Below are 12013 nucleotides of genomic sequence, written 5' to 3'. Positions count from 1 at the left end.
AACTTTCCGCCACCTGGAACAAGAGTGCGACGCGAGGCGTCCTTCAACTAGTCGTCCATGTGCGGGAGTTGGTGGGCCGGTCTCTGACGGGAGCGGCCCACCCGTTGGGGAGGTAGCGGGCTACATGACTGGCAACGAAATCTCGAACGCCTCGGAGACCGGATCTCGTCTCGTCGACCGATTCATCCGAGTCCAGAAAGCCTTTGCTCAGCTGGGCGGGGATGTACACGGCACTGGCGAGATAGCCAAGGCGGCCGGCCTGGACGACTCCACCGCCTCACGCATCCTGCAATCCGGCGTCTACGGCGGACTGTTCGAGCGCATCGGACGCGGCAAGTACCGACTGGGGGCGACCGCTGCGCACCTCGGAATGCACGCGCTCGCCAGCGCGCCAGCCAAGGACGACAGCACGCACACGATCCTGGAGGAGCTGCGCGAGGCCACTGACGGAGGCCTGGTCTTCCAATACATGCTGGCCCCCTTCGGGGGCGCCCAGCGTCAGTGCATAGACATGGCCGTGGGTGATTCGGACCTGGTGGAACTCGGTATGACCGCCCTCGACATCCTCTCCGTCACCCGTTCGCTCCGTACCGGAGCCAGCGGCCGAACCATCCTTGCCTACCTCCCTACGACCCTTCAGGAGCTGGTGCTGGCCGAACCGATTCCGGCTGAAGCGGGCCCAGGTGTCTACCGCGACGACAAGGAACTCCTCGCTTCACTCGAAGAGGTCCGTGACCGCGGCTACGCCCTCGGCTACGAAGAGTGCATGCCCCTGTGGAATTCCTGCGCGGCGCCCATCGTCTGGGGGGAAGCGATCATGGGAGCCGCACTCCTACTCAAACCTGCCACCGTCATGCCTGAGGCTCCGGAGTCAGTGATCGAGGCGACAAAGACGGCTGCCTCTCAGCTAAGCGCCAGACTGAGCCATCTGTCGGAGCCCATGGCCATGATGCTCGGAACGTGAGGAAAGCCCAGGTCGGAGGACTCGCCGCACGTGCAGGGAGAGCAGGGTGGACCGGCAGCAGAAATCCATGCGCCGACCGGCGAGAGTCGTGGCTAGGGTGAATCACATGAGCGGACAGCAAGAAGTTCACTCCGTTGCCAGGGTGGCCGCCACCCTCCGGACGGTCCTCGCGGGGTTCCGGCAAGGCGGCGAACGGGCCCTCCCCTTGCTGGTCGGCGAGCAGGAGGGGGGCGAGCCCGAAGCCGTAGTCCTTCCCTACGACCTGTTCTTGGAGCTCTGCCGGGCACTGGAGCGTAGCGAGGACCTCGACCTCGGCAATCTCGCAGCCAATCGGCTGGCCGACGCTCCCGCCCCCGGGCAGGGGCTGGATACGGCGGCCCTGGCCCGCCTGGTCGCCGAGGCGCAGCCCGAGGACGCCGACGATCTCCTCCAGGCCGGCGGGGCGTCGGCTCGCGAGGACTGACGACAGCAGGACGGAGAAGTCGTGGCGGCGTCCGACCCTTTCCGCGGAGACCACCTACCGCAGGTCGGCGCCGACATCCTGCAGCTGAAGAACCTCCAGTTGCAGAAGCTGGCGCTCATCCGCATCGCGCAGCTGACCAGCGGAGAAGTCCAGGGCACCCGTCTGGAACGGATGCCGGATTCCTGGCCGGCGGAACTGAGGAACTGCTGGAAGCTGTATTTCGACGAGCAGGAGTATGACGTCGACCGACGCCTCAACCGCCCAGCGCCGCGCTATCGCATTGTCTACCGATTTCTCGACCCGGTGCCCGACACCGCAGACCGCGACCGGCGGCCACGGCTACAGGTCCTCGCGGTCGGCCCGCGCTACCTGGCCGAGGCATACGAGCGAGCTGTCTCCAGGCTCGCCCGCCCGGAGGTAGCTGGGGAACGCTCAATCCAGCCGACACGCCCCTCTGCCCAACCTCTGCAGCAACGCGGACAGCGCGCGGGGGAACGAAGCCGACGAGCCCAGGACGAGCAACGCCAGCCTCGACAAGACCCTCCTCGCCCTCGGCATCATCGGTAGGGCGTGCCCAGGACTTGCGGCCCGCACATGCACGGCTGGACGAAGATCACGGAGATGGCGCGACCCTCGGCGCGTAAGAAGCGGCAGACGAGTCGACGAGCAGCTTCAGCCTGACCTTCGGCAACGGACAGCGCATGACGGACAGCCTTCTGCTGAACCGACACATAGATGCCGATCGTCTGATTCCGCGCGACCTGCTCGTCGAGGAAGTCCAGGATCATGCGGAGGCGGGGCGGGTCAGACGGCAGCTCGAACATGGCGGGCACCGGACCAAGCCGACCAGTGGACGATCATGTGCCGACCTCCTCTTCACGAGGCCGATCGACCAACCTCTCCCCATCCACCGGAAAACGGCCTCGGGAACCCCAAAACGGGTGGTAATACACCGCCACCGACAGGCTGAGAAGCCGACGCCGCAGTGCGGCACCACCCCGCCGTGCGGCCAGCTCGCGGTACGTGGCGGTCCACTCGTGTTGAGTGCGGGCGAGGTCGGAAGGCATGAGATGGCACATAGGCCAATTCAATCACCTGTTCGATTCCATTGACCAACGCCCCAGCCACTCCAGACGCGGGCGACTGTGACTGCCCTGGCACTCAGGGTTGTTGATCAACATCTGGCGACACCCAGCCCTCGTCGGGCCGCCACAACCAGCGGAGGGCATCAGGGAGCAGGACGCCGCCGTGGTTGGGGCTGTGACCGCCGTCGCCCAGGACCAGGCGGAAGTCGTAGTCGGCTTATGCGAGCGCGGACGATACCGTCCGCTACTGAGGTTGAACTCGGGATGTCGTGCTGCTGATCAGGCGGGTCGGATGGTCAGGCCGGTCTCGGTGAGGCAGCCGTCTATGAGGTGGCTGCGGTACTGGATGTGCCGTAGGCCGCGCCGGACGGTCTGGACGAGGTGTTCCGGGGTGCTGAAAGCGACGTTCGAGAGCCAGCCACGTCGCAGGAGGGACCAGATGCCTTCGACGGGGTTGAGGTCGGGTGCGTAGGGCGGCAGGTAGTGGATGGTCAGCCAGTCGCGGGTTTCGGCGAACTCCCGGAGCCCTGCGGCTTTGTGGACGTTGAGGTTGTCCCAGATGAGGACGATGGGGCCGTCGAGTTGTTGGTGGGCGGCGATCAGCAGGTCCCGGTAGTCGCGCCAGGAGAAGCTCTTGCGCCCGTCACGGTTGCCGTCGTCGCGGCGGGGCCGGTAGATCAGCCTCGATCGGTGGCCGGGTTTGTAGCAGGTCAGCGCGGCTATGGATATGCGTCTGCGGGAACGGCCGCGGACCCGGACCACCGGGGTCCGGCCGCGTGGCGCCCATGTCTTTGCGTGCGGCGGTGTCATGGAGAAGCCGGCTTCGTCCTCGAAGACCAGCCAGGCTCCACGGGCCGCCGCTAACCTTCCGCGCGGGGCCACACCTCCTTGACCCACCCCGCGACCGCATCATCGTCCCGCTCCATGGCACGACGGGCCGGGACCTGGCAGGACCAGCCGTTACGCACCAACAGCTTCCGCACACCCTGGATCGTGTACGTCAGATGGAAGCGCCGGCCGATCACCGTCTTGACCCGGCTCAGTGTCCAGCGCTGGTCCTCCCAGCCATGCGCGGCCGGCCCCTTGGCCAGCTCCGCCTCAAGCTGAGCAAACTGCCGATCGCTCAGCCTTGGCAGAGACGCCGGCCCCTGCGACCGCAGGGATCGCGGGCCGCCTTCGGCCCACGCGTGACGCCATCGCTGGACCGAACGGACACTGACCCGAAGATCTCTGGCGATCGCGGTACTGCCCTCGCCCTGGGCGAACCGCTCGGCCGTCTTGAGCCGTAACTCTTCGCGGAACTGCTGCCGTTCGGCGGTCAGCCCGCCCCCTTGTGGATACCGCATACCTTCGGTGATACCGCAGCCACCGGCTAGCCGTCATCCCCTACGACACCACGCGTTCAACCTCAGTAAGCTCGTGGGCTCAGCCTTCACGGATCACGTCCAGGGGGATTCTTGATCAGCGATGCTCAGCTCATCCTGGGATTTTCTCGGCACCTGACCGCTTACTCGGTGTCGCCTGTGCACGCTGAACTGGAGACGTTGCGGTTTGCCGGGCAGATCTACGAGATGGCCTGGCGGCTGCGCAACGCCCAAGTTTCCTCGGCCGAGCGAGTACGGGCCATCGGCATCGAAGCCAAGATCGGCCCCTTGGATCTTGACCGGTTTGTACTGCCTACGATGGAACAGCTGGGCTGGGTTCAGTGCGACCGGCGCCCCGACGGGGGGCTGGTCAGTGTGGCGGCATTCGTTCCGCCGAATGCCGAGCTGTTGGGTGCGACGGATCGGCTGCTGGGCATTCTGCTTGTCACGCCGACGCAGCGCGCCGCGCTGGAGATCATGCGGGCGACCTCAATCCAGCCGCTGGAGCGCCATGCGGCTCTGCAGGCAGGCTCTGGGCACGGGGATGAGTCTGCCGAGCGGGCGTTGGGCTGCTTGATCACCGTCAACCTCGTGCGCGAGGTGCAGAGTGAGGACGGCCGCGCGGTGGTCTTCAATCCGAACATCTGGGTCGGTGACGCCGAGGTGGTGACGGCCGCGCTGCGCACTGAGGACGCGCGCGTGCAGCGAGAGGTCGGTGCGCTGATCGAGGAGGTCATGGCCTCGCCCGGTATTCCGGAGGAGCACGTCAAAAGCACCGAACAGCGGTGGATCGACTTCGCCGTCAGTGCCGGGTTGGTCGAGCGGTCCCAGGTCGTCGCCACCAGCGACAAGAAACTCCTCTTTACACCACACCTCCATCGAGACCCGTTCGGTACCGACCCCCGCGACCCATCCGGCCACATCCGTCAGCTCGTCGGCAGCATGATCTACGCATCGACGTTCGCATCCTGGAAGCTCACTAGCCCAGGCGCTTTCCTGCATGTCCTCATCCGCGACGGCGAAGCCGGCAACCACGAGCGCATCGCGGAGGACTACGCGATGCTCGAAACCGCTGGAACCATCGAAGTCGTAGGCGACGGCCGCCATGCTCGGATGCGCCTGCTGCAGGCCGAGGTCGCGGAGCAAGCGCTCGCGATCCTCGACGCACGCGGGAACACCGCTGGCGAAGAGAACACGACTTTTGCCGGGATCGGCGAGCAACGCTCGTACAACCACCTGGAACGCGAGCGCGCCCAGGTCGCCACCGCGGTCGTATTGGACGACGCCGACTCGCGGCGGTTCATGTCAGCACTGCGCGACACGACGGCCCGGAGGAACTTCTAGTGGCGGCCGCCCAGACGAACCGCACCCGTCCCGAAGACCCAGGCGCAGACCTGGAGCGGCGGGTGGGACGCCTTGAGTTCGCTGAGGGCGCCCTAGCTCGCCTGCGGGTCCCGTTGCGGGTAGCCGCCGACCGGGGGCGCGAAATCCTGACCGACCTTGACGTGCTCGCCGTCGACATCGACGGCCGGCTGCGCACGAGCCTGTCGGTTTTGGAATGCAAGACCACCAAGGGACAGTCAGGCGAGCCGGATCGGCTGTTGTGGCTCTCCGGACTGCAGCGCCTGACCGGCACCCAACGAGCCGTCCTCGTTCGCCAAACCATCACCCGCCGGGGCCGGGCCATCGCCCAGGCGCTGGATCTGCAGATCATGGACATGCAGACCCTCGCCTCCAGGGAGGACGGCCACGCCTGGGTACCCGAACGATTCGCCCACATCCAGGGCATGGGCTGTGAACAGGCGGAACGTCGCACTGACACCCAGCTCAAGGGACTCAAACACATCCCCGGTGGACTGGTGGCGTTTCTGCGTGCCGATAGCCTGCTGGCCGACTCGCCCGAATGTCTTAACGCGCTGGTCGCACTGAACTCCGCCACACGCCAGGGCGTCGTCCCGAATCCGACCTCACAGATCCTGGCCAGCCACGCCCTGATCGCGCTGCTGCTGGCCGCGATCCGCGACGCCTCCCGCCTGGATGTCGTACCCGGCAGCGACCTTAGGGAACGGGTCGCCCGCGCAGTCACCCTCGGCGATCCCGACAACAGCCAGATCCTGGCAATCCTCAGCCAGGCAGACGAACTCGTCCAACACCAAGTCCGGCGTATCCACGACAGCTACACCAAGGTCGGCGCCACCCGGCAGGACATCGCCGTCGCCAGCCTCAAATCCATCGTCGCCGAACCACCCGAGTGGCTTGACCGCTACATCGACCTGGTCACCAAGCTGCGAGCAAATCCCGCGATCGCGCGGGACCTCGTCCAGACCGCCGAACTGGCTTGCTTCGACGCACGTTGCGGCGACCACGCATACACCGAGGCCGCCTTCGACCATCTGTTCACCCCTGAACACAGATACCTCTTGGTGACGGCCATCAAGGTGCTGCGCGACATCGTCGGCGACCAGCTCGCCGACGCAATCGGAGAATTCGACGACCTGGACTTCCGCCGGGCCGCGCCGACCATCCCCGACCGGTCCGCCGTACAGGCTGAGCGCGCCACCCCCAAGCTCGCGCACGAAGCGCGCCCCGCCGAGTAGCGTCGTACCGGTAAAAGCTCCTCGGACTGTCCCTGGCCTTGGCATTGTGCCCTGCCTGGCCGAATCCGCAGCGTCATCAAAGACACGGTAGGCCAAGGCCCTTCTGCGGACTGCTGAACGTGACACGCGCTCACAGCGGAACCGCGTCTCGGCCCGATCTCACCAAGCGGTCGCCCAGTACGCGGCGAAACTCGCCAGCTCAAACGCTCACCCGCCAACTGCAGTTCGGACTGCGTCAGTCTCCTTCTTACGAAGGCGGTGTGACGCCAACGCAGGCAAGCACCGTCGTGGCCATGGCGTTGAGAAAGAGCGTGAACATCCATGCCCGATCTGCCGTCCTGATCAAGCCGATGAGGAGAGGTTCCTCTCCTGTGGCTTCGAGGATGCCGACCCCTTCATCGCGGCCGAGCGTCGCCTGCCCGTGCCCTTGTGCGACCCGGCCGCGGATCCGGTGGGTGTGGAAGAGCCGGTTGGCGGGGACCAAGCCCTCCCAGACATAGAAGGCGCCTCCGGAGAGGAGAGCCTCCCACGCGAGGCTAGGGTCTGTCCGGCGGATCTTTGCAGGCCGTGCTGGCGCAACGCGGTGGTTCTATGTCATCCACTCGCCGGGGACGCGTCCGAGGGTTCTGCCGTCTCGGGCGCGACGCCGGCCTCCGCCAACTCCGCGCTGTGATTGAGGAGTAGCCCGCAGAACGGGCAGCAGAACGACTGGATACTTCCCACCCCCTCGCTCCGGTCGTCGTGGGGGCAGGTGTCCCACTCCTGCTCGCAGGAGCAGCCCCTGGGCTCCAGGTCACCGTAGACGTTGCCGCTGTAGCCGCAGGCCGGGCAGTTATGCCACCAGCGGCGTGTGCCGGGTTTCGCCAATGCGTCTTCCAGCAGACGTCCTGACGTGCTGACTTCAGCCAGGATCGGCGCGATGGACAAGGCAGAGAAGTCGTTGTGAACACGACGGATGGCGGAGCCCACGCTCGATGCGAGTAGAACCTTGACCATCACTGCGGTCCGCGCCCGCTGCTCGATCTCGGAAGGGCTGGGCGGAGCTTCGAGCGGGAAGGCGTAGGGGACTATGTCGTAGGCGACGAGAAGCTCTCTCGCAGCGTCCCGTATGCGGTCCCCAGCAGAGTCGAGGGCAGTGAGCAGGGCGGCGATCAAGGTCGTGCGGGCTACAGTTTCCTGGACGTCGGCGTGCCGCGCCTCAGCCCACCATGAGCTGACCGACTGAGCTCTCCGGACGGCTGTGGTGAGCTCGCCGAAGACCATCTGGGCCTGGCAAAACGCTAGCTGCTCGGTCGCTCTTTCGATGACCGGCCGGTCGCTCTGGCCCTTCTGGCTCGGCAGATCGGCGACCTTGTCCAGGTTCGTGAAGACGGACTGGTACTCGCCCCAGAAGATGGAGGAGTCGAGGCCCAGTTCGGCACGTACGGCTTCGATGACCTGGAGACCGAGTTTGACGACCTCGGCCGCAGATCCTTCGTTGTGGTGCGCGTAATGAGCAACGCCGTTGCGTGATACGGCGACCGGGTGAAAGCCGCGCTCGTCGAGGGGCATACGTCCGCCCATGAAGACCGTCGCGTCCCTGAACGCCTCCGTGATGCCGATCGTTCGAGCCTCGGCCAGCGGTTTGACCCCTGGCGCGCTTCCGAATCCGAGGCTATGGAAGCGGTGGGCCCGGTCGCCCTTCTCTGAGTGGGCGTTAAGTCCGACCTTTCTTGGTTCGGGGTCGCTCGATCGGGGGACGGATCGCCGTGCGGGTCTGTCCGCTCGGCATGGACATGCTGGGATGCGGGGCATGGACAGAGAGCCGTACCCGAGTGACTTATCGGACGAGCAGTGGTCGTTGATCGAGCCGATGATCACGGGCTGGAAGCAGGACCGGGTGGCGCGGTCGGCGACCGGGGACCCGGGGTCCTGTGATCTCCGGGAGGTCGTGAACGCGATCTTCTACCAAAATCGGACGGGCTGTCAGTGGCGCTATCTGCCGCATGACCTCCCGTCCTGGTCAGCGGTGTTCTACTACTTCACGCTGTGGCGCGAGGACGGTCTGGACCAGCGGATCCAGGAACTCCTGCGCTGCCAGGTGCGGGAGAAGGCCCGACGATTAGAGGACCCGTCCCTCGTGATCATCGACACCCAGTCCGTGCGTGCGGCAGCCGGTGTCCCGACGACCACGACGGGACTCGACGTCAACAAGAAGGTATCCGGGCGCAAGCGCGGACTGGCCGTCGATGTTCTCGGCCTGGTCATCGGCGTCGTCGTCCTGCCGGCCTCCGCCCATGACAACACCGCTGGCACCGCCCTGCTCGACCAGGCCGCCGAACGCTGCGGGAACCGTCTGGAGAAGGCCCTGGTGGACCAGGGCTTCAAGGACGAGGTGGTCATCCACGGCGTGCTGCAGGACATCGACGTCGAGATCGTCCGCCGGAACCCGGACGACAAGGGCAAGGGCTTCGTCCCGCAGCCCAAGCGGTGGATCGTCGAGCAGGTCAACGGGACGCTGCTGCTGCACCGGCGCCTGGCCCGCGAGTACGACCACCGACCCGACACCTCCGCCTCACGGGTCTACTGGGCCTCCACCGCGAACATGGCCCGCCGCCTGACCACGCCGAGCCCCGCCTGGCGCGACGAGCTCGGGCTGGCCGCGTGAACGTCACCGAACTCCTCGCCGAACTCCAGACCCAGCACGTGGCGGCCACCGCCCGGGCCGGTGAACTCCAAGGACAGATAGAACACCTCACCGCGGCCCTGGCCGAGACCGAGGCCCGACTCGCCGAGCTGGACATCGCCGGGAAGGTCATCGAACAAGCCGCACCGGCAACACCCCAACCCGAGCCACCCCAGACCGAGATGAGCACCGCCTACCAGGCCATCGTGAACACCTTCAACCAACACCCCGAGCAGGCATTCCGAGCCCGTGAACTGCACGAACACCTCGACATGCCCATCGACGAGGCATCCGTCAATATCACCCGAAGCCGCCTCGCCCGCCTGCTCCGCCAAGGCTTCCTCACCCAACCCGGACGAGGCCGCTACCAGAAGCGGACTTAACGCCCACTGAGATGAGAAGCGGGTCGTGGCGGCACAAGAGAGCCTTGAGAATGTGTTCGCACCCGATGCCGCAATGCAGCACCGCGAAGGCTCGGTTTCCCGCGCGCCACGAATCCAAGCTGGCCCGGGCGAGCTGGCCCGCCATCTCGCCGAACCTCTCCTCGTTCACCTCTAACCTCTCCCCACGCCTGACCCTGACCGCCGCCCCGCCCGCCCCAGTGCTGGACAGTGGCGCTTGGAGTAACAGAACCACGACTTCCGTGAGGTCGTGGGGCATTAAGCGTCACTCCCACGACCCCATCACCACACCAGCGATCCACGTACAGCTCCGCCCGTGACCCACCGGACAAGCCCTAGATGCCGGCGTCTGCACGGCGAGCATCTCGCACAGGTCATCGCGTGTCAGGCGCAAATCCTGCCGGGCCATCGCCCAACTGCCCCCTTGAAGACTCAGTCACAACGGCTTTGCCGCAGCTTGGCAGTCAGTTTGAGGTGTTCTGGTGGCGCTTGGTGGCCTCATGCCTCGCCGTCATCCGAGCTGATGGTGGGTAGGTTACGGCTCGCGAGTATGCGACGGCCAAGGCCCGGCACGTCGTTCAAGGCAGGGTCAAGCGCCGTCACATCCTCCTGGAACGCGCTCAGCCGTCGCGGCGAAGTGCACACGTTGAGGAGAAGGCCAGTGAAGTCCTTCCAGGCCAGCTCCCCGGGATAGCGGCTGATGGCCTCGGCCCGCCTCAGGTATTCGTCCGTGCGCCGATTTGAGGCCCGAGTTGCCTCCACGTGCAGTGCGTCCGGATCTTCGACCCCTGCTCTCCGGGCCAAAGCCAGCGCAGGGGAGGCTTCTACGAGAAGCGCCAGCACGTCGCGGACCGTACAGATCACTCGATACTCGACCTGTTCCATTCTCTGGACCCGGTCTTGGAGTGAGGGCCAGCGAGGGCGGCGGAGAAATGGGCTCTCGCCGTCGCCTTCTGCCTCTCGGACGGCCTTACTCAAATGGGCGAAGACCTGTTTGCCGTACTCGTCAGCGAGTTCCGGCAGCGACTGGTTGACTGCCTCCACGATGGCGTCAGCGCCGAAGTTCTCGAAGCCGAGCACCGTGGCCACGGCGAAAGTCGCGAGACCGTCGGCGTCGGCAAGGTTGTCCGGTGCTGTCGTGCCCGGCGGGTGGCTTCCTTGCTTCGCCTGGCGGTACAGCTTGGGGAAATAGCGGTGAGCCGACTCCAGGGCGGCGTCCATGGCCTTGTCGGGGCAGTTGCCTGCGGACTGGGCGGCCTTCTCGATGGCGGCAAGTGGATGGGAGTCGTCCCGGGCCATATACCAGGCCAGAGCCTGTCGAACCGCACGTTCGGGTAGCGGTACTGACGGGGCCGCAAGGACCTGATCGAACCGAGGGTGCGTGGTGAACACGTGGAGTACCGCCTGCTCCAGGGGCCTCTTCTTGGTGGTGGCCAAAGCCAGAGCCTCAGCGACCGCGAACGTCTCCGGGAGGAGCTCGGAGGTGGACCCATCCCCACGCCCCAGGCCGTGCTGTTTCTTCCAGGGGAGCGCACCGAACTCCCGCCATCGGCGGATCTTCGCCCAGCTCACTGAGCCTTTCCCAGTAATGGATCATGACGTTGTGTGATCGTTCAGATGGTGCGGTCGTACTCGAGCTGGAGCAGGACGAGGGCTGCGGCGGCGATCTTCGTGATGTGGCTGGGGTCGAGGCTGACTCTGCGCAGGGCCTTGAAGGTCGTCTTGAGCAGGGAGTTGGCGCGCTCACAGACGCCGTGGATGGCGCGGATGACCTTGTTGTAGGTCTGCTGGGCCTCGGTCAGTTCGCCTCCGGCGGGCTTTTTGTGCGGGTGGCGGAAGCCGTCGCCGGCGTTCTCGTAGCCGAGGTCTACCAGGGTCGGCATGTCCAGCTCGGCCGCGACTCGGTTGAGGGCGTCGGTCAGGCCGTGGTGGCGGGCGCAGGTGGTGTCGTGCTCCCGGCCCGGGCGGACCGGTGAGACCCAGATGGGCCAGCCGTCCGGGGTGGCGATGACCTGCACGTTCCCGCCATGGTGCTTGTGTTTTCCAGACCACCACAGGTCCGCGCCGTTGGGGCCCGGGGCGGCGACGCGGTCGGTGCGGATGACCGTTCCGTCGAGGTTCAGATGCGTCAGCCCGGCTGCCTTCGCATGCTCCAGCGCGGTGGACAGGTCTGGTGCGCCGGCGGCCAGGACGGCCAGTCCTTCGTGGAGGTAGCGGTAGGCGGTGGAGGCCGACAGGCCGTTGTCACGGGCGAGTTGGGCCAGTCGGGTGCCGTCGAGGAACCAGCGCAGCACGAGCACGGCCTGCTTGAAGCAGCCCAGCGCACGTCGCCCCTTGCGGGTCCTGGCCTCGATCCGGTGGTCGCGCAGGAGGCCGGCCAGGTGCTCGGCGGTGGACCGCTTCACATCGAGCACGGCGGTGTATGTGACACTGGTCGGCACGTGAGGCCCCTCGGTCGGATCTTTCTGTCGCAA

The 12013-nt window shown here is 66.2% G+C and carries 13 protein-coding genes; 7 read left to right on the top strand and 6 right to left on the bottom strand.

Annotation, left to right across the window (positions count from 1 at the left end; genetic code table 11):
- Positions 1 to 124: 124 nt before the first annotated feature.
- From OHB41_RS38540 to OHB41_RS38530, 3 genes are all read left to right on the top strand, one after another.
- Positions 125 to 964 (top strand): IclR family transcriptional regulator domain-containing protein, encoded by an 840-nt coding sequence (locus OHB41_RS38540; RefSeq protein WP_266704024.1) that lies wholly within the window; start codon positions 125 to 127, stop codon positions 962 to 964.
- Between the two features lie 106 nt (positions 965 to 1070).
- Positions 1071 to 1427 (top strand): hypothetical protein, encoded by a 357-nt coding sequence (locus OHB41_RS38535; protein WP_266704022.1) that lies wholly within the window; start codon positions 1071 to 1073, stop codon positions 1425 to 1427.
- Between the two features lie 21 nt (positions 1428 to 1448).
- Positions 1449 to 1994, top strand: a complete 546-nt coding sequence (locus OHB41_RS38530; protein WP_266704020.1) for a hypothetical protein — start codon at positions 1449 to 1451, stop codon at positions 1992 to 1994.
- Here OHB41_RS38530 and OHB41_RS38525 read toward each other — a convergent pair.
- The 3 genes from OHB41_RS38525 to OHB41_RS52720 all read right to left on the bottom strand — a co-directional run bounded on the left by OHB41_RS38525 (position 1985) and on the right by OHB41_RS52720 (position 3858).
- On the bottom strand, positions 1985 to 2251 hold the full coding sequence (locus OHB41_RS38525; RefSeq protein ID WP_266704018.1) for a hypothetical protein: 267 nt from the start codon (positions 2249 to 2251) through the stop codon (positions 1985 to 1987). The genes OHB41_RS38530 and OHB41_RS38525 overlap by 10 nt on opposite strands.
- Positions 2252 to 2284: 33 nt before the next feature.
- Positions 2285 to 2494, bottom strand: a complete 210-nt coding sequence (locus OHB41_RS52725) for a DUF8825 domain-containing protein (protein WP_526025009.1) — start codon at positions 2492 to 2494, stop codon at positions 2285 to 2287.
- A gap of 297 nt (positions 2495 to 2791) precedes the next feature.
- Positions 2792 to 3858, bottom strand: a protein-coding gene (locus tag OHB41_RS52720) for an IS630 family transposase (RefSeq protein ID WP_526025008.1) whose coding sequence is annotated in 2 segments (ribosomal slippage) — positions 2792 to 3409 and positions 3412 to 3858 — 1065 coding nt in all. Because the reading frame shifts where the segments join, the coding sequence is not laid out codon by codon here.
- Positions 3859 to 3969: 111 nt separating this feature from the next.
- Between OHB41_RS52720 and OHB41_RS38510 the strand changes: the two genes are divergently transcribed.
- Both OHB41_RS38510 and OHB41_RS38505 read left to right on the top strand, forming a co-directional pair.
- A complete protein-coding gene (locus OHB41_RS38510; protein WP_266704016.1) occupies positions 3970 to 5220 on the top strand; it encodes a hypothetical protein in 1251 nt (416 codons plus the stop codon).
- Complete coding sequence (locus tag OHB41_RS38505; protein WP_266704014.1) at positions 5220 to 6473, top strand: hypothetical protein; 1254 nt, start codon at positions 5220 to 5222, stop codon at positions 6471 to 6473. Before OHB41_RS38510 ends, OHB41_RS38505 begins: the two co-directional genes overlap by 1 nt.
- A gap of 594 nt (positions 6474 to 7067) precedes the next feature.
- On the opposite strand, the gene OHB41_RS38500 is transcribed toward OHB41_RS38505, so the two are convergent.
- On the bottom strand, positions 7068 to 8024 hold the full coding sequence (locus OHB41_RS38500; protein WP_266704012.1) for a hypothetical protein: 957 nt from the start codon (positions 8022 to 8024) through the stop codon (positions 7068 to 7070).
- A gap of 241 nt (positions 8025 to 8265) precedes the next feature.
- Between OHB41_RS38500 and OHB41_RS38495 the strand changes: the two genes are divergently transcribed.
- Together OHB41_RS38495 and OHB41_RS38490 are read left to right on the top strand one after the other, a co-directional pair.
- Positions 8266 to 9120, top strand: a complete 855-nt coding sequence (locus OHB41_RS38495; RefSeq protein WP_266704010.1) for an IS5 family transposase — start codon at positions 8266 to 8268, stop codon at positions 9118 to 9120.
- Positions 9117 to 9521 (top strand): hypothetical protein, encoded by a 405-nt coding sequence (locus tag OHB41_RS38490; RefSeq protein WP_266704008.1) that lies wholly within the window; start codon positions 9117 to 9119, stop codon positions 9519 to 9521. Before OHB41_RS38495 ends, OHB41_RS38490 begins: the two co-directional genes overlap by 4 nt.
- 516 nt (positions 9522 to 10037) lie before the next feature.
- Here the strand turns inward: OHB41_RS38490 and OHB41_RS38485 are convergent.
- Both OHB41_RS38485 and OHB41_RS38480 read right to left on the bottom strand, forming a co-directional pair.
- Complete coding sequence (locus OHB41_RS38485) at positions 10038 to 11111, bottom strand: hypothetical protein (protein ID WP_266704006.1); 1074 nt, start codon at positions 11109 to 11111, stop codon at positions 10038 to 10040.
- Positions 11112 to 11152: 41 nt separating this feature from the next.
- Positions 11153 to 11980, bottom strand: a complete 828-nt coding sequence (locus tag OHB41_RS38480) for an HARBI1 family protein (protein WP_266704004.1) — start codon at positions 11978 to 11980, stop codon at positions 11153 to 11155.
- Positions 11981 to 12013: the final 33 nt, after the last annotated feature.

The sequence above is a fragment of the Streptomyces sp. NBC_01571 genome (genome assembly GCF_026339875.1).
Lineage (GTDB): Bacteria > Actinomycetota > Actinomycetes > Streptomycetales > Streptomycetaceae > Streptomyces.
The sequence above is the reverse complement of the archived record's forward strand: the minus strand, read 5'-3'. Positions and strand labels throughout refer to the sequence as shown.